Origin of the sequence: Streptomyces sp. NPDC047061, assembly GCF_040643955.1 — a bacterium.
Lineage (GTDB): Bacteria > Actinomycetota > Actinomycetes > Streptomycetales > Streptomycetaceae > Streptomyces.
In genome coordinates this window covers 92,668-109,671 of record NZ_JBEYVI010000007.1, presented here as the reverse complement: position 1 = coordinate 109,671, position 17,004 = coordinate 92,668, and the positions used below count along the sequence as shown (strand labels likewise).

General features: G+C 74.9%; 17 protein-coding genes. 8 read left to right on the top strand and 9 right to left on the bottom strand.

Features of this window, described 5'->3' with window-relative positions; genetic code table 11:
* The first annotated feature begins 31 nt into the window (after positions 1-31).
* From ABZ887_RS13935 to hypA, 3 genes are read left to right on the top strand one after another with little or no spacing between them, the layout of a single operon-like run.
* Positions 32-238, top strand: coding sequence for a hypothetical protein (locus ABZ887_RS13935; protein ID WP_089103625.1), 207 nt, complete (start codon positions 32-34; stop codon positions 236-238).
* 22 nt (positions 239-260) lie between these two features.
* The gene (locus tag ABZ887_RS13930) at positions 261-437 is read left to right on the top strand and encodes a hypothetical protein (RefSeq protein WP_361287658.1); all 177 of its coding nucleotides are present in this window, start codon (positions 261-263) and stop codon (positions 435-437) included.
* A gap of 7 nt (positions 438-444) precedes the next feature.
* On the top strand, positions 445-783 hold the full coding sequence (gene hypA, locus ABZ887_RS13925) for a hydrogenase maturation nickel metallochaperone HypA (RefSeq protein ID WP_361287655.1): 339 nt from the start codon (positions 445-447) through the stop codon (positions 781-783).
* A 105-nt stretch (positions 784-888) separates the two neighbouring features.
* Here hypA and hypE read toward each other — a convergent pair whose 3' ends face one another.
* The 7 genes from hypE to ABZ887_RS13890 all read right to left on the bottom strand — a co-directional run bounded on the left by hypE (position 889) and on the right by ABZ887_RS13890 (position 8,989).
* Positions 889-1,878: a hydrogenase expression/formation protein HypE gene (hypE, locus tag ABZ887_RS13920; protein WP_361288030.1), complete on the bottom strand. Its 990-nt coding sequence runs from the start codon at positions 1,876-1,878 to the stop codon at positions 889-891.
* 67 nt (positions 1,879-1,945) lie between these two features.
* Positions 1,946-3,073 carry a hydrogenase formation protein HypD gene (gene hypD / locus ABZ887_RS13915; RefSeq protein WP_361287652.1) on the bottom strand — a complete coding sequence of 376 codons (1,128 nt, stop codon included), beginning with the start codon at positions 3,071-3,073 and terminating at the stop codon, positions 1,946-1,948.
* Positions 3,070-3,372, bottom strand: coding sequence for a HypC/HybG/HupF family hydrogenase formation chaperone (locus ABZ887_RS13910; RefSeq protein WP_361287649.1), 303 nt, complete (start codon positions 3,370-3,372; stop codon positions 3,070-3,072). The genes hypD and ABZ887_RS13910 overlap by 4 nt, the downstream gene beginning before the upstream one ends.
* Before the next feature lie 3 nt (positions 3,373-3,375).
* Positions 3,376-5,772, bottom strand: a complete 2,397-nt coding sequence (gene hypF, locus ABZ887_RS13905) for a carbamoyltransferase HypF (RefSeq protein WP_361287646.1) — start codon at positions 5,770-5,772, stop codon at positions 3,376-3,378.
* On the bottom strand, positions 5,769-6,491 hold the full coding sequence (hypB, locus tag ABZ887_RS13900; protein WP_361287642.1) for a hydrogenase nickel incorporation protein HypB: 723 nt from the start codon (positions 6,489-6,491) through the stop codon (positions 5,769-5,771). The genes hypF and hypB overlap by 4 nt, the downstream gene beginning before the upstream one ends.
* Positions 6,492-6,677: 186 nt before the next feature.
* On the bottom strand, positions 6,678-7,271 hold the full coding sequence (locus ABZ887_RS13895; protein WP_361288028.1) for a hydrogenase maturation protease: 594 nt from the start codon (positions 7,269-7,271) through the stop codon (positions 6,678-6,680).
* Between the two features lie 47 nt (positions 7,272-7,318).
* Entirely contained in the window at positions 7,319-8,989 is a 1,671-nt protein-coding gene (locus ABZ887_RS13890; protein WP_361287639.1) for an enoyl-CoA hydratase-related protein, read from the bottom strand.
* A gap of 196 nt (positions 8,990-9,185) precedes the next feature.
* On the opposite strand from ABZ887_RS13890, the gene ABZ887_RS13885 reads away from it, so the two are divergent.
* The 4 genes from ABZ887_RS13885 to ABZ887_RS13870 all read left to right on the top strand — a co-directional run bounded on the left by ABZ887_RS13885 (position 9,186) and on the right by ABZ887_RS13870 (position 11,807).
* The gene (locus ABZ887_RS13885; RefSeq protein WP_361287636.1) at positions 9,186-9,359 is read left to right on the top strand and encodes a hypothetical protein; all 174 of its coding nucleotides are present in this window, start codon (positions 9,186-9,188) and stop codon (positions 9,357-9,359) included.
* Between the two features lie 107 nt (positions 9,360-9,466).
* Entirely contained in the window at positions 9,467-10,201 is a 735-nt protein-coding gene (locus tag ABZ887_RS13880) for a nuclear transport factor 2 family protein (protein WP_361287633.1), read from the top strand.
* Positions 10,198-10,542 (top strand): YciI family protein, encoded by a 345-nt coding sequence (locus ABZ887_RS13875; RefSeq protein ID WP_361287630.1) that lies wholly within the window; start codon positions 10,198-10,200, stop codon positions 10,540-10,542. The genes ABZ887_RS13880 and ABZ887_RS13875 overlap by 4 nt, the downstream gene beginning before the upstream one ends.
* A gap of 5 nt (positions 10,543-10,547) precedes the next feature.
* A complete protein-coding gene (locus ABZ887_RS13870) occupies positions 10,548-11,807 on the top strand; it encodes an RNA polymerase sigma factor (RefSeq protein ID WP_361287627.1) in 1,260 nt (419 codons plus the stop codon).
* Between the two features lie 67 nt (positions 11,808-11,874).
* Here the strand turns inward: ABZ887_RS13870 and ABZ887_RS13865 are convergent, their stop codons facing one another.
* Positions 11,875-12,798: a pyridoxamine 5'-phosphate oxidase family protein gene (locus ABZ887_RS13865; protein ID WP_361287624.1), complete on the bottom strand. Its 924-nt coding sequence runs from the start codon at positions 12,796-12,798 to the stop codon at positions 11,875-11,877.
* A 3-nt stretch (positions 12,799-12,801) separates the two neighbouring features.
* Entirely contained in the window at positions 12,802-13,434 is a 633-nt protein-coding gene (locus ABZ887_RS13860) for a hemerythrin domain-containing protein (protein ID WP_361288025.1), read from the bottom strand.
* A gap of 240 nt (positions 13,435-13,674) precedes the next feature.
* Here ABZ887_RS13860 and ABZ887_RS13855 point away from each other — a divergent pair, with 240 nt between their 5' ends.
* Positions 13,675-16,998, top strand: a complete 3,324-nt coding sequence (locus tag ABZ887_RS13855) for a BTAD domain-containing putative transcriptional regulator (RefSeq protein WP_361287621.1) — start codon at positions 13,675-13,677, stop codon at positions 16,996-16,998.
* The last annotated feature ends 6 nt before the right edge of the window (positions 16,999-17,004 follow it).

Genomic DNA, 17,004 nt, shown 5'->3' with positions numbered 1-17,004 from the left:
CGAGGAACGGCAGCACAGGAAGGAGCAACCCATGGGCAGCATCCGAGTCGGCCGGGCCCAGGCCCGCCCCGACACCCCGTCCCACGTGCCCGGCATCCACCAGGGCAACGAGGGTCCCTACACCACCCAGAGGGGACACCACCGGGACGGCACCGCCGACGCGCGGCGCTCGACCGGCATCGACTGGAAGCAGCACGACGTCCTGCTGGACGTCATGCCGAACATCCCGCCCGCGTGACACAGAGCAGGGAGTGCCCGCTATGAAGACGCAACGCAGCAGAACCGGAACGGCGGCCCAGCGCGTGCTGACCGCCGAGGTCGCCGTGGTCGGCGCGCTGATCCTGGCGCTGTTCGTCACCGAGATCCCCGCCCTGATGCGCGAGATGAAGATCTGGCGCATCGTCGGCGGGCCGCGCGCCGGTCACCGGTATCCGTGAGCCGGACGTGCACGAACTGTCGATCGCGACCGCGATCGTCGAGCAGGCCGACGAGTGGGCCCGGGCGGACGGCGCGGACAGCGTCTCCGCGGTGACCGTCCGGGTCGGCGAACTGTCCGGGGTCGTCCCCGACGCCCTGGACTTCGCCTTCGAGATGGCCCGCGACGGCACCGCCCTCGCCGGCGCCCGGCTCGTGGTCGAGCAGGTGACCGCACGGGCCTGGTGCGAGCCGTGCGCCGAGGAGTTCGCGGTGGGCATGCCACCGTTCTTCTGGTGCCCGCACTGCGACCGTCCCTCCACCGAGCTGCGCTGCGGCCGGGAACTGGAGATCACCGCGGTCGAATGACCCCGCCGGTGCCCGGGACGATCCGGGGCACGGGCGGGGTCATCGCCCTGTCGTCAACAGACGTCGTCAACAGACGTCGTCGACGTTCGCCGCCGACGGACGCCGTCAGCAGATGCGGGGCAGTTGCTCCCCGAGCGGGAGATCGACGACCCGGGTGCCGCCCAGTCCCGTCGCCACCACCACCATGCCGGGGTGCTCGGTCACGCACTGGCCGATGACCGCCGCGCAGGCGCCCTGCGGATGGGCGTGCATCGCCGCGAGGACGGCCTCGGCCTCCGTCGGCGGGACGAAGGCCACGAGCCGCCCCTCGTTGGCGACGTACAGCGGGTCAAGGCCGAGGAAACCGCAGGCGTTGGCGACCGCCTCCGGTACCGGAACGGCGCGCTCGGCCAGCCGGACCCCGGTTCCCGAGGCGCGGGCGATCTCGTTGAGCGACGCGGCCAGGCCGCCGCGGGTCGGGTCGCGCAGGACGTGGATGTCGGGGGTGACGTCCAGCATGGTGGCGACCAGGTCGGCCAGCGGTGCGGTGTCGCTGGCGATCTCGACGCCGAACTCCAGCCCCTCGCGCACGCTGAGCACGGCGACGCCGTGCAGCCCGATCGGCCCGCTGACGATGACGGCGTCGCCGGGCCGGGCCCGCTGCGGCCGGATGTCGACGCGCTCGGGGACCAGGCCGACGCCGGCGGTGGTGACGTACACCCCGTCCCCGTGGCCGCTCTCGACCACCTTGGTGTCGCCGGTGGCGATGGTGACACCGGCCGTCTCGGCGGCCGCGCCCATGGCGCGCGCGATGCGTTCGACGACGGTCAGCTCGACGCCCTCCTCCAGGACGAAGGCTGCGGACAGGTAGGCGGGCCGGGCGCCGCTCATCGCCAGGTCGTTGACGGTGCCGTTGACGGCCAGGTCGCCGAGGCAGCCGCCGGGGAAGAACAGCGGCCGTACGACGTAGGAGTCGGTGGAGAGGGCCAGCCGGGCGCCGCCGAGGTGGAGGACGGCGGAGTCGGTCATCCCGGCGAGGAGGGCGTTGCCGTACGCGGGGGCGAAGACCTGCTCGATCAGTTCGGCGGAGAGGGCGCCGCCCCCGCCGTGGCCCATGACCACGACCGGCTGGTCGCGGATCGGCGCCGGGCAGCTCCAGTTCGCGGGGTCGACGACGGTCTGCTCAGCCAACGGGGTTCATCTCCTCGCGCGGGAGCGCCGGTTCGGACATCCGGCGGTACAGGTAGTAGGCGGCGCAGGCACCCTCGCTGGAGACCATGGTGGCGCCGAGCGGGGTGCGCGGGGTGCAGGTGGTGCCGAAGGCCGCGCAGTCGGTGGGTTTGATGAGTCCTTGGAGGACTTCGCCGGCTCGGCACTCGGCTGGTTCCTCGGTGCGGATGCCGGTGACGTCGAAGCGGTGCTCGGCGTCGAAGTCGCGGTAGACCTCGCTCAGCCGCCAGCCGCTGCCGGGGATGCGGCCGATGCCGCGCCAGTTCCGGTCGGTGACCTCGAAGACCTCCTCGATCATGCGGATGGCGGCCGGGTTGCCGTCGGCACGCACGGCACGGGCGTAGGCGTTCTCCACCCGGTGCTCGCCGCGCTCCAGCTGCCCGACCGTGCGGCGGATGCCCTCCAGGATGTCGAGCGGTTCGAAGCCGGTGACGACGACGGGGACCCGGTGCCGTTCGGCGAGTTCGGGGTACTCGGCCATGCCCATCACGCTGCACACGTGCCCGGCGGCCAGGAAGCCCTGCACCCGGCAGGCGGGGGCGGTCATGATCGCCTCGATCGCCGGGGGGACCCGGACATGGGAGACCAGAAGGGTGAAGTTGGCCAGGCCGAGGCGCTTGGCCTGGTGGACGGCCATGGCGTTGGCGGGGGCGGTGGTCTCGAAGCCGATCGCGAAGAACACCACCTGCTTCTCCGGGTGGCGCCGGGCCAGTTGGAGCGCGTCGAGCGGTGAGTAGACCACGCGGACGTCTCCGCCGGCGCCCTTGACCCGGAACAGGTCCCGGTCGGTGCCGGGGACACGGAGCATGTCGCCGAACGAGCAGAAGATCACGTCGGGGCGGGCGGCGATCTCCAGCGCCTTGTCGATGCACTCCAGCGGGGTGACACAGACCGGGCAGCCCGGCCCGTGGATCAACTCGACCTCCTCTGGGAGGAGTTGGTCGATGCCGTGCCGGATGATCGAGTGGGTCTGGCCGCCGCACACCTCCATCAGGGCCCAGGGCCGGGTGACGGTGGCCCGGATCTCGTCCAACAGCCGGCGGGCCAGCTGGGGGTCGTTGAACTCGTCGAGGTACTTCACCGGGTTTCGCTCCCCTCGGACTCGGACTCGGACTGCCGGGCCGCCTGCTGCCAGGCGTCGCCGAACTCCTCCTCCAGGAGCCCCAGTTCCTCGAAGAGCTTCAGGGAGGCCAGGGCCGACTCCTCGTCAAGTCGCTGCAGGGCGAAGCCCACATGGACGATGACGTACTCGCCGACCTCGACGTCCGAGACGTACTCCAGGCACGCCTGCTTCTGCACCCCGCCGAAATCGACCAGGCCGGTGAGCGGATCGGCGGCGCGGTCGATGCTCACGACTCTGCCGGGCACTGCCAAACACATGGGTCACTCCGTCTCGTCGCTGACTGCCCTACGTCGGTCGTCGTCGGGTCGTCGTCGGGTCGCTGTCCGGTCGCTGTCCGGTCGTCGTCCGTGGGCCGCGACCACCAGTTGCCCGAGGGCCAGTCCGCCGTCGTTCGGCGGGACTTCGCCGTGCCGCAGGACCGTGAATCCGGCGCCGCGCAGCAGGTCCGTGCTCGCGTCCTCCAGGAGCGCGTTGGCGAACACGCCTCCGGTGAGCGCGACGGTGGTCAGTCCGGTGGCCCGGCGTGCGCCGTGGCAGAGGTCCAGGACGGCCCGGGCGACCCCGCGGTGGAAGCGGGCCGCGATCACCGGCACCGGGGTGCCGCGCCGCAGGTCGGCGATGATCGCGCGCAGCGCGGGGGCCGGGTCGAAGCGGTCGCCGAAGAGGTATCCGGCCGTCTCCTCGCCCCAGGCCGCGCAGGCCTGGGCCTCCAGTTCCAGGGCGGCCTGGGCCTCGTACCCGGCACGGTGGCACACGCCCGCGAGGGAGGACACGGCGTCGAAGAGGCGCCCCATGCTGGAGGTGGCCACGCAGCCGACCTGGCTCGGCAACTGCCTTGCAAGCAGCCGGAGTTCCTCGCGGGAGCAGGCGGCGACACTGGGCAGGTCGGGGTCCCAGGGGAGTCCGGCCGCCCACAGCCGGGCCAGTGCGGTGCGGCACGGGTTGGCGACGCCCGCGTCGCCGCCGGGCAGCGGGGCCGGGGCGAGGTGGGCGAGGCGCCGGTAGCCGGTGTAGTCGGCGACGAGCAGCTCGCCGCCCCAGACCGTGGCGTCGTCGCCGTAGCCGGTGCCGTCGAAGGCGACGCCGATGACGGGTGTGGTGCCGTCGAGGCCTGCCTCGGCCATGGCCGAGGCGATGTGGGCGTGGTGGTGTTGGACGAACACCGGCTTGCCCAGGGCGAGTCGGGTGGCCCGGCGGCGGGCCCAGGCGGCCGAGTGGTAGCCCGGGTGACGGTCGGCGGCGACGAGTTCGGGGCGCACCCCGGTCAGCCGGTACACGTGCCGTTCCGCCCGGACGGCCGCCTCCAGGGTGGCCAGGTCGCCCATGTCGCCGATGTGCGGCCCGAACCAGGCCAGGTCGCCCTCGCCGACGCACAGCGCGTTCTTGAGGTCGCCGCCCACCGCGAGCGCGGGCCGCACCGGGACCGGCAGACGCAGCGGGCGCGGCACGTAGCCGCGGGAGCGGCGCAGGACCTGCTCGGTGCCGTCGGCGCGGACCCGCAGCAGGGAGTCGTCGCACGGCGAGGCGATGGGCCGGTCGTGGGCCAGCCAGGCGTCGGCCAGTCCGAACAGCCGGGTCTGCGCCTCGTCGTCGTCCGTGACGATCGGCTCGCCCGAGCGGTTGCCGCTGGTCATGACCAGGATGCGGGGGCCGGGCGGGTCGCCGGGGAGCCCGAAGAGGAGGGTGTGGACGGGGGTGTAGGGCAGCAGCACGCCGAGGTGCGGGCTGCCGGGACAGACGCCGGGCGCGAGCCGGGCGGCGGGGCGGGGGCGGAGGAGGACGATAGGGCGCCGGGGGCTGGTGAGCGCGGCCCGCTCGGCCGTCCCGACCTCGGCGATCCGTTCCGCCTCGCCGACGTCCGCGCACATCACCGCGAACGGTTTGTCGCCGCGCGCCTTGCGGGCGCGCAGGGTGTCGACGGCCCGGGCGTCGGAGGCGTCGCAGGCCAGGTGGTAGCCGCCGATGCCCTTCACGGCGACGATCTGCCCGGCGGCGAGAAGTTCTCGTGCCCGTGAGAGGGCGTCACTGTCGCGAGCGGCTCTCACTCCGCTGCCCGCGGCGGGCACCAGCCGCAGCCGGGGACCGCACTCCCGGCAGGCCACGGGCTGGGCGTGGAAGCGCCGGTCGGCCGGGGCCTCGTACTCGCCGGCGCAGCCGGGGCACATCGGGAAGCCGGACATGGTGGTGACCGCGCGGTCGTACGGCATGCCGGTGGCGATGGTGAAGCGGGGCCCGCAGTGGGTGCAGGTGATGAAGGGGTGGCAGTGCCGGCGGTCGGCCGGATCGGCCAGCTCGCGCAGGCACTCGGGGCAGGTGGCGGTGTCGGGCGGGAGGAGGGTGCGGCCCGGGGCCGACTGCTCGGTGGCGCGGATGGTGAAGCCGGGGTCCGCCCCGGTGACCGCTACCTCCTCGACGCGCACAGCGGTGACGGTGGCCAGTGGTGGCGGCTCGCCGGCCAGCCGCTCGCAGAACCGTGCGACGCCGGCCGCCGCCCCCTCGACCTCGATGAGCACCCCGCTCGCCGTGTTGCCGACGAACCCGGTGAGCGCGAGTTCGGCGGCCAGGCGGTGGACGTACGGGCGGAAACCCACGCCCTGTACGGTCCCGCGCACCGTGATGCGCCGGCGGACGGCAGCCGTCGTGGTGGGCGCCGTCACGAGGCGGTCGGGGCGTGGACGTGACCGTGCGGGTGCGGGGCGAGCGGCGGCGTGTGCACGGGGGCGCCGTCCCGTGCGGCGAGCACCCGGTCGAGGACGGTGTCGACGCCCTCACCGGTGCGGGCGCAGGAGCGGACGATCTCCACCCCGGGGTTGACCCGCCGCACGTGCTCGGCGAAGGCGTTCTCGTCGAAGCCGGCCGGCCCGGCGAGGTCGGTCTTCGTCAGCACGACCAGGTGCGCGGAGCCGAAGGCGGTGGGGTACTTCGAGGGCTTGTCCTCGCCCTCGGTCACCGCCATGAGCACGATCCGCAGGTGCTCGCCGAGGTCGTAGGAGGCCGGGCAGACCAGGTTGCCGACGTTCTCCACGAACAGCAGCGCGGTCTCCGGCGGCAGCCAGCCCTCCAGGTGGCCGCGGACCTGCCGGGCCTCCAGGTGGCACAGCCCGTCGGTGAGCAGCTGCTTGACCGGCGCCCCCGAGCGGGCCAGACGTCGCGCGTCGTTCTCGGTGGCGAGGTCGGCGGTGAAGGCGGCGACGGGGACGCCCTGCTCCCCCGCGCGGGCCAGCACCCGGCCGAGCAGTTCGGTCTTGCCGCTGCCGGGGCTGGAGAGCAGGTTCACCACACTCACCCCGCGCGCCGCCAGATCGCTGCGCAGGCTCGCGGCCAGGCCGTCGTTCCTGGCCAGGACGGCCCGGGTGACCTCCTCCGACTGACACATGGGTGCTCCGCTCCTCGGTCGCTGGGTTCGGGACGGACCTTCGGAGCGGGGTGGGTCCGCGTCCTGGTCCGTCAAGCGCTTCGCTGGTCGTGCCGTTCGTTCGCTGCGGGCCGGTGGGGGCTGGTCGCGCCCACGCGGCGGTAGCCGCACACCGGCTCAGCCCCGCGCCCTTACGGGCGCGTCCACTCAGCGATCCTCCGCGCCGGTGGCGGCTGTCGGCGGGCGACCGGCCGCGGCGGGGGCCGTGGATTCCTCCGGGCGGGCCAACGCGGGCGTGACCAGGTGATCGGCCAGCAACGCCGGGACCAGGATGTGCAGGGCCGCGACAGCCTGCTCGACGGCGTCCCGGACGGGTGCGCTGAGCCCGGGCGCGATGTCCTCGTCGCCGCGCGGCAGCTCCCCGGGTTCGCAGGCGAGCACGAGGACGCGGGGCAGGGCCTCCTCGCCCAGGTGGGCGGCGAGGGCGAGCACCTTCGCCGGATCCATGCCGTGCGCCTCGGGCGGGGCCGCCGCGCGGCCGTCGGGGAGTTCGGGTTCGACGAGGGACAGCGTGCCCGGGCGTTCGCCGCGTGCGGCCGCGTCCACGAGCAGGACCACCGACCAGCCGTCGAGCAGCGTGTAGGCCAGGTCCATGCCCCGGATGCCGAAGTCCCGGACCCGCACCCCGGGCGGCAGCGGGCACTCCTCCAGGGCGCGGATCACCTCCGGGCCGAACGCGTCGTCGCCGAGGAAGATGTTGCCCACGCCCGCAACCAGCAGCCGCGCGCCCTCCACCGGCAGCCGCGCGCCCTCCACCGCCAACCGCCTGCCCTCCACCGGCAGCCGCGTCACCGGGCACCGCCCGGGACCTTGCGGACGAAGTCGGCGCGCAGCGCGTGGTAGGCGGCGCCCGGGTCGGAGAACACGGCGTGCATCCGGGCGAGTTCGTCCCGCCGGTACTCGGCGAGCGGCCGTTCCTCCTCGTCGGCCCGGCGCGCCGCGGCCTTGGCGGCGATCCGGCGGTCGAGATCCGGAGCGCCCGCGAGCTCGGCGGCCAGTCGCCCGACCTCGGCGGTGAACCCCTGCGCGGGCACCCGTACCAGCCGGTCGACGAGCCCGGTCCCGGCGGCCGTCGCGGCACTCACCGGCCGGGCCTCCTCCGTCAGCCGCCGGGCGGTCTCCGCGCCGGCGCGGCGCGGCAGCGAGTACGTCCAGAACTCCGAGCCGTACAGGCCCATCCGCCGGTAGTGCGGGTTGAGGACGGCGCCGGCCCTGCACCAGACCTCGTCGGCGGCGAGGGCGAGCATGGCGCCGCCGGCCGCCGCGTTCCCGCCGAGCGCGGCCACGACGAGCCGGTCGGTGGTCCGCAGCACGGCCTCGACCAGGTCGTCCATGGCGTCGAGGTTGGTCCGGGACTCCTCGGCGGGGTCCGGGGCGGCCTCGATGACGTTGAGATGGATGCCGTTGGAGAAGAAGTCGCGCCGGCCGCCGAGCACCAGGACCCGGGTGGGCCGGTCGAGGGCGTACCGGTAGGCGGCGAGCAGGCGCCGGCAGTGGTCGGTGCTCATCGCGCCGCCGGGGAAGGAGAAGGTGACGAGGCCGACGTCGCCGTGCCGCCGGTAGCGGATGTCGGTCCAGGTGCGGCGGTCCGCGGGCAGTTCGAGCGGGACGGGGCTCTCGGGGAGGGCCGGGCCGGCGAGGACGTCGGTGGCGGGGCGGCGGAAGGGTGCCGGGTCGCCGGAGCTCTTGCGGGGGCGCAGTTCGGGGATCCAGACGGCGCCGTCGCGGGTGGCCCGGCAGACCGCGCCCGCCCGGGAAGCGAGCAGCTCACCGGGTGCTCCGCGCAGTTGGTCCTCGGGGTGACCGCCGTGCAGGAACACCTCCCGGCCGAGGAGTTCGTCCAGCACCCCGGGCTGCGAGTCGGCTCCGCGCAGCTTGCGCAGCACCGTCGCGGTGTCGTCGGCCGCCCAGTCGATCCGCCGCCGCTCCTGCCGGAAGACGTCCCGCCAGACGACCTGACCGTGGATGGCGGGGTCGCTCTGCGGTCGCGGTTTGTACGCGCCGTCCGCGTACCGGCGTACGGCGCGGTGGACGGCGGTGAGGGCGGCGTCGGCGGCCTCGTTGCGGTAGAGGTCGCTCTTGCCGACCGGCGCCACCGGGAACGGCTCGCTGGCCCAGACCGGGCCCGCGTCCATGGCCGCCTCGGCCTGCAGCACGGTCACCCCCCACCGGTCGGCACCGTCGGCGATGGCCCAGTCGAGGGACGAGGGGCCCCGGTCGCCGAGCGGTCCCGGATGGACGATCAGGCAGGTGTGCCGCTGCCAGACGTCCTCGGGGAGTGCCGTCTTCAGCATCGGCGCGATGATCAGCTCCGGGCGCCGGTCCCGTACGGCGCGGCGGACGGCGTCGGGGCCGTGGCCGGCGAGGACGACGTCCACCCGGTGGCCGAGGTCGGACAGTTCGGCGTAGACCCGCTGGGACAGGCTGTTGAACGCGCTTGCGACGAGCAGAATGTCCATGGTGCGGCATATTTGCCGCTTCAGCGGCTCCCGGAAAGGACCCGTGCGGCGTTTCGCCGACCGTCCTGCGCCGGACCACCCGCCCCCGCCCGTTCCGGACGCCCCTCCCCCGCCCGGAAAGCCCACTCCGTCCGGTGCGCCGGGGCACGAAAATGGTTCCGCCCGTGTCGACCGATGCCTCTTGGGAGCGTGCCGCGTGACGTCGTCGGACCGTGTCTCCGCACGATTCGTGGAACTGCCGGACACCCGTCCGGAGACCGCGCGGGCCGGCGGTCATTCGATGTACGGCCAGGGGCAGGCCCGTGACGGGATCGTCCTCGACCCGCACGGCATCCTGGGCCGGGGGCACGGCCGGTGGGAATCGTCGTGAGGCGGGAGCGGACGGGAACGTCGGCATCCGGTTCCGTGGGTGTGTCGATTCCGGCCGGCTCCGTTCGTCGGTGGGGTGCAGGAAGCTCTTGAGGTCCGGGAGGAACCATGAAGTACATGTTGCTGGTCTGCGGCGACGACACTGCCGACGCGTCCGGGATGGCGCCGGTCGAACCCTGGGTGGAGGAGCACGGCGTCCGGCGCGGGACCCGGTTGTACGGCCACCGGCTGCAACTGCCGGACCAGGCCGTCACCGTGCGGGTGCGGGACGGGGAGGTGCTGCGGACCGACGGGCCGTTCGCGGAGACGAAGGAGTACGTGGCCGGGTTCGACGTCGTCGACTGCGACAGCCTGGAGGAGGCCGTGCGGATCGCCGCCGGGCACCCGGTGGCCACCATCGGCGCCATGGAGGTGCGCCCGTTCTGGGACGAGGGGCTCATGGAGGACGCCGGGACGGCCGTCCGCCGGATCGACGCCGAGCTGACGGCGGCCGCCCGCGACCGGGACATCGACCGGATGACGGCCTGCTACGCACCCGACGTGGAGGTCTTCGGGCCCGCCGGGGCGGAGGCGCAGGCGGGGATCGGCGCGCTGCGCAAGGCGGTCGAGGCGTGGTTCGCGACGCTGCGCGGGCCCGTGCACCGCGAGGTGCTGGAACTGCGCGTGCGTCCCGGGGAGGGCAGCACCTTCAGCCATGCCCTCGTCCGGCTCCACGGCACCCGGGTGACCGGGGAGCCCCTGGACCAGGTGGTGCGGGTGACCACCGGCTACCGGGACACCGGTTTCAGCTGGGTGATCGCCCATGAACACGTCTCGGTGCCCCTGGAGGCGAAGCCGTCGTGAAGTACGTCCTGTTCGTCTGCGCGCCCGTGGGCGGCGGTGCGGAGCTCGGCCCCGCCGAGCTCGCCGGGGACCCGCGCCTCGCCTCGTACCTCCACGAGGTCCGTGCCGGGGACGTCGTCAGGGGCGGTGCCCGGCTGCGGCCCGGCGCCGACGCGACCACCGTGCGCGTCCAGGGCGACGAAGTGCTGCTGAGCGACGGGCCGTTCGCCGAGACCAAGGAGTACATCGCGGGCTTCGACGTCGTCGAGGTCGCCGACCTCGACGAGGCGATCGCGCTGGCCGCACGGCACCCCGCGGCGCTCGCCGGCGGCTCGGTAGAGGTCCGGCCGGTCTGGGAGTGAGCACCATGGACGAGGTCGAGGAGGCCGTCGCCGCCGCCTTCCGCGCGGAGTGGGCCCAGGTCGTCGCCACCCTGATCCGGGTGACCGGCGACTGGGACCTCGCCGAGGAGTGCGCGCAGGACGCCTTCGCCCAGGCGCTGGAGCGATGGCGGCGCGACGGCGTGCCGGACCGCCCCGGCGCCTGGCTGACCACGACCGCCCGCAACCGCGCCCTGGACGTGCTGCGCAGGGAGGCGGTGGGGGCCCGGAAGCTGCGGGAGGCGGCGGTGCCGGCACGGGACGAGGGACCGTACGACCCGTACGACCCCTTCGGCGAGGACGACGGCAGCGGGGTGGCGGACGACCGGCTGCGGCTGGTCTTCACCTGCTGCCACCCGGCGCTGCCCATCGAGGCGCGGGTCGCACTGACGCTGCGCACCGTCGCCGGGCTGACCACGCCCGAGATCGCGCGCGCCTTCCTCGTCCCGGAGGCGACGATGGCGCAGCGTCTGGTGCGGGCCAAACGGAAGATCCGCAACGCCGGCATCCCGTACCGGGTGCCGCCCGCACATCTGCTTCCCGAACGCACCACGGGCGTCCTCGGCGTGCTCTACCTGCTGTTCAACGAGGGGTACGCGGCCACGGCCGGTGCCGGCCTGCTCCGGACCGGCCTGTGCGCCGAGGCGATCCGGCTGGCCCGGCTGCTCGCCGGGCTGATGCCCGACGAACCGGAGGTCGTCGGGCTTCTCGCGCTTCTGCTGCTGCACGACGCCCGCCGGGACACCCGGGTGGACGCGGCCGGTGACCTGGTGACCCTGGAGGACCAGGACCGCACGGCCTGGGACCGCGCCGAGATCGACGAGGGCACCGCGCTCCTGGACGCGGCGCTGCGCCGGGGCCGCCCCGGCCCGTACCAGGTCCAGGCCGCCATCGCAGCCTGCCACACCACCGCGCCGACCGCCGCCGACACCGACTGGGCCGACATCGCCGGCCTCTACGGCGAACTCCAGCGGTACGTCCCCTCGGCGGTGGTCCGGCTGAACCGCGCGGTCGCCGTGGGCATGGCCGAGGGCGGGGAGGCGGGGCTCGCCCTGGTGGCGGAGCTGGAGGCGGAGGACGACCTGGCCGGCTACCACCTGCTGCCCGCGACCCGCGCCGACCTGCTGCGCCGCATGGGGCGCCTGCCGGAGGCGGCCGAATCGTACGAGCGGGCCCTGGACCTGGTGGAGAACGCGGCGGAGCGCAGGTTCCTGGAGAAGCGGCTCGCGGAGTGCCGGTCGGTGTAGGCGGCGGGGGGAGCCATGACATCTCCGGGCCGTCCCGACGGAGACGGCCCGGAGCAGCGCACCGGGATCAGGTACGGACGCCCCGCCGCGCCTCCTGTGCCAGCGTCCTGAACTCCGACCACTGCACGCGTGGCCGGGGCAGGCCGCGCCGGTGCAGGTAGCGGTCGGTGGCCCGCTTCGTGGTGCGGAGCACGCTCACCGCGTCGCTCACCCGGCCTGATCCCATCGGCTCCACCACCTTGGCGGGGACCAGCACAAGCCCGGATCCGCTCTCGCGCAGTTCGCCGCGCACGAGCGCGTTGTGCATGTGGTTGAGGCGCTCGTCGTGCCGGTGCACCAGCAGGGCGGCGGGACCCGGAACGGCCGGGCAGTCGGCCGGGGCATCCACGGCGAACCCCTCGCCGGTGGGCACCGGCCGGGTCCGGGCCAGCACCGGCGCCCCGGTTGCGTCGCGCGCGGCAAGCACCGCCGTCGGGAAACGGGCGAGCTGCGCGGCGCCGACCAGGTCACCGGCCGCCGCCGCGGGTGCTTCGGACGCGGGCAGCGGCGACCGTACGACAACCTGGTCGGGGGTCACGGTGATCAGCAGCCGCAGATAGTACCAGTCCATCATCAGCCGCATCGGTGCCGTGACGTACGACCTGCTGTGCGGCTGCCGTTCGAACAGCATCCGCCAGTAGTCCTCGGCGCCCTGCGGCCCGGTCATGATCTCGTCGGGGCAGTCGGCGTGACCGCCGACGAATATCTGCGGGGCCTTCTCCAGGCCGCTGCCGGTGGGGTCGGAGAAGAGCAGGGCGACGCGGCCGTCCCGGCGGATGTTCAGCGCCTTCTGCGCGAACGCGAGGGAGGTGCTGAGCAGCAGCGTCCCGTCCGGGCGGCGGCGCACGGCCGTCGGCCAGGCGAGCGGGGTGCCGTCCCGGCCCAGGGTGGCGAACTCGCAGGTCCGGTAGGCGTCCAGGACGTCGAGCGGGGCGGAGTCGAGGAGGGCCATGGTCTACTCTCCGTCCAGCGGGGCGCGCATGGTCCGGCAGTAGGCAGCGTACTGGCGGCGGCCGACGACCTGCCAGAGCAGGCGGCCGAGCAGCGGGGCCTTGCCCAGGAAGAAGGCGCTCTCCTCGGGGGTGGCCTCCTCCAGGATCGCGCCGAGGGCCAGCAGGCGTTTGTTCTTGGGGAGCCCTTCCAGGCCGCGCTGCCCGACCAGTTCCCATTCCGGGACGGTCAGGTGCTCGGCGATCAGCGGCAGCACCGAGCGCTCCTCCTCGTCGAGGTGCTCCAGGAGCGCGACGCGGTGCGCGTCCAGCGCCAGCGCCAACTCCTCGCCGGTGATGCGGTCTCCGGCCCGCTCCCACAGGGGCAGCCACTCGGTGACCGCCGCCAGGGTGCGGTCGATCGCCTCGTGCTGCTCCGCCATCCGCGCCACCAGCGCCTCGTCGTGCGCGGCCCTGGCCCGCAGCAGCGGCCAGATCAGCTCGTCCTCGGCGTGGTGATGGTGGTGCAGGCCGAGGGTGTAGTCGCGCAGGGCCGCGGCGACCTGCGCCGCACGGGCCGGGTCGCCGTCGGGCACGGCGCGCACCAGCCGGGGCAGCAGCGCCGACTCGCGGCGGAAAACCCGGTGGACCACGACCATTTCGTGGGTATGAGGACGCTCCGCCGTGGCGGAGGCGCCGTTACTGCTGTTGAGGGACACGCTTTCCTGCTCCAACGATCCGATATGTGCACGTCAGCCGCCGACCGTTCCCCACCCCTCTTGGCGTCCGCTTGGCGACCGGCTTGGCGGTGGGCCGGCAGCCGGGCCGGCGGGCGCGTCCAGTGCGCGTTCAACGTCTGTTGACAGGATCGACGCAGCTCTCGGGTAGATTCCCGCGCCGTGCTGTGTTTGCGAGTCCTGGGTCCGCTGGGTGCCGAAGTCGCCGGGACACCCGTCGAGTTGGGTGCTCCCCGGCAGCGTGCTGTGCTGGCGCTGCTGATCGCCGCCCGCGGCGGTGTCGTACCCGTCGACCGGATGACGGACGCCCTGTGGCGGGGCGAGCCGCCGGCCAAGGCCGCCGTGTCGCTGCACGCCTATCTGTCCAACCTGCGCCGGACGCTGGAACCGGGGCGGCCGCCGCGGGCCCCGGCCACCGTCCTGGTCACCGCGGCGCCCGGGTACGCCCTGCGGCTGGCCGGGGACGCGGTGGACGCCTGGCGGTTCGAGACCTGGGTCGGCCGTGCCCGCACCGCCCCGCCCGAGGAGGCCCGGCGGCTGCTCGCCGAGGCGCTGGGCTGGTGGCGGGGACCGGCCTTCGCCGAGCACGCGGACGAGGAGTGGGCCGGCGTCGAGGTGGCCCGGCTGGCCGGGCTGCGCGCGGAGGCCCGGGAGCTCGCCGTGGCCGCGGACCTGCGCACCGGCCGGGCGGCACAGGCCGCCGCCGACGCCGGGGCGCTCGTCCGGGACAGCCCGCTGCGCGAGGAGGGCTGGCGGCTGCTCGCCCTCGCCCACTGGGCCTGCAACCGGCGGGCGGACGCCCTCGCCGCGCTGCGCCGCGCCACCGACGTCCTGCGCGCCGAGCTCGGCTGCGATCCGGGGCCCGCCCTGCGGGAGCTGGAGCATGCCGTGCTCAACGGGCGGCTCGACGTGCTGCGTGCGGCGGTGCCCGAGCCCGCCGCCGAACTCTCCACACGCACCGGGCGCGGTCTGTTCGTCGGCCGGGACCCGGAACTGCGGAGCCTGGACGGAGCCGCCCGGGCCGCTCACCGGGCGGGCGGCCTCGTGCTGGTCACGGGTGCGGCCGGGGCGGGCAAGACCGCGTTCCTCGACCGGGCCGCCGCCCGGCTGCGGGAGGCGGGCTGGCGGGTCGTGATCGGGCGCTGCCCCGAATACGAGGGCGCACCGCCCGCCTGGGCCTGGGTGGAGGCGCTCGGCGCGCTCGCCCGCGAGGTGCCCCCGGCCCGCCCGGAGGAGCTGGCGGTGCTGCTGCGGGAGCCGGAGAGCACGGCCGCCCCGGCCCAGGACGAGGCCACCGCCGGCCGCTTCCGCATGCACCGCGCCTTCGCCGCCTGGCTGCGCGACGCGGCCTCCCGGGCGCCCCTCGCCGTCCTGCTGGAGGATCTGCACCGGGCGGATGCCGAGACCCTCGCGCTGGTCGAGGCGGCGGCCGCCGTCACCGGGGTGCCCCTGCTCACGGTCGCCGGTTACCGGCCCACCGAGGTCGACGAGCACCTCCTCAAGACCCTCGCCCAGCTCGCCCCGGCCGCCCCGCACCGGATCGCGCTGGGCGGCCTGACCCCGGAGGACACCGCCACCCTCGTCGACGCCGTCTGCGGGGAGCCCGTGGATCCGGCGACCGTGGCGGCGCTGGCCGAGCGCACCGGCGGCAATCCGTTCTACGTGCTGGAGAGCGCCCGTCTCCTCGCCGACGAAGGCGCCCTGGTCGCGGTCTCCGAGGTCCCCCAGGGCGTGCGTGACGTGCTGCGCCGTCGCCTGGCCCTGCTGCCCGCCGCCGCCCGGTCCGTCGTACAGCTCACCGCCGTACTGGGACTGGAGGCCGAGGTGGCGCTGCTCGTCGACGCCGCCGAGGCGGACGAGGAGCAGGTGCTGGAGGGCCTGGACGCGGCGCTGGCCGCCGGGCTGCTCGCCGAACCCGGGCCGGGCCGTGTCCGGTTCGTGCACGCCCTGGTCCGCGACACCGTCTACGCCGACCTGTCCGGCGCCCGACGCTCCCGGCTGCACGCCCGCGTCGCGCGCCTCCTGCGCCACCACCACCCCGCCGAACTCGCGGCTCTGGCCCACCACTTCGCCCGTTCCGGCAGCGCGGCCGACGCGCCGCTCGCCGTCGACTACGCGCTGCGGGCCGCCGAGGCCGCCGAGCGGCGCTACGCCCACGACGTCGCCGTCACCCTGATCCAGCAGGCGATCGACACCCATACCGCGACCACCGGCGACGACGCCCCGCCCGACCGGCTGATCGAGCTGCTGGTACGGCTGCTGGGCGCGCAGGTGCGGACCGGCGCCACGGACGCGGCCCGGCGCACCCGGCAGCGTGCGGTGGAACTCGCCGAACAGGCCGACCGGGGCGACCTGGTCGCGGCCGTGTACGGGGCGTGGACCGAGCCCGCGGCCTGGCGCAGCCGGCTCGAAGGACCGTACGACCGGACCGCGTTGGCCCGCCTGGAACGGCTCGCGGCCGATCCCGGCCTCGACGGCCCGACCCGGGCCCGGGTGCTGCAGGCCCTCGTCGACGCGGTCGCCGCCGAGGATCCGCCGCGGGCCCTGCAGGCGTCCCACGTCCAGCTGGCGCTCGCCCGTGCCGACGGCGAAGCCCCGCTGATGGCGGCCGCGTTGATGACCTCGGCGCGGTTGCTGCCGCACGAGACCCGGGCCGCCACCCGATCGCAGCTCACCGCCGAACTGCGCGACCTCGCCCACGCCCACGACCTGCCCGCCTACCGGTGGATCTGCGAGAACCTGGACTCGATGACCGCCGCCGCCCGCAACGACCCGGCGGCCGTGCAGCGGCACACCGCGGAGGGGCTGGTCCTCGCCCGCCGTTACCGCATGGTGTGGGCGCAGGGGCTCAGCGCCGCGACCTCCGCGATGCTGGCCACCGTGGCCGGGCGCTTCGAGGCGGCGGAGGCCGCCTACGCGGAGGCGGACACCCTGTTGCAGCGGGTGGGCGCCCATCACGCGACCGGGTTGCGCACGCTGGCGGTGATCACCATGCGGTTCGTCCAGGGCCGGGTGGCCGAGATCGAACCGGTGGTCCGTGCCGTGTACGAGTCCGCGGGTGCCCCGGTCGCGGTGGCGCAGGCGCTGGTCCTGGCCCGGCTGGGCCGACTCGACGAGGCCCTGGCCGTGCCCGTGGCCCCGGAGCCGCTGCAGGACCATCTCTACGGCCTGGAGCTCGACTTCCGTGCCCAGCTCGCCGTGCTCCACCGGGACCACGACTCGGCGGCCGCCCTGCTCGGGCACCTGCTCCCGCTGCGGGACCAGCTGGCGGGCGCGGCGGGCGCGGTGTACGCGAGCCGTCCGCTCGCGCACGCCCTCGCCGACCTGCACCGGCTCCTCGGTGAGGACCGGGCGGCGGCCGAGGGCTACGCGCTGGCCGAACGCACCGCGCACGCCTGGGGATCGGCCCACCTCGCGGCGGACGCCCGCCGGGCGGCGGCGGACCTGGCCGAGGCCAGGGCACGCCGCCGCACCCTCGCGACCTGACCGCGC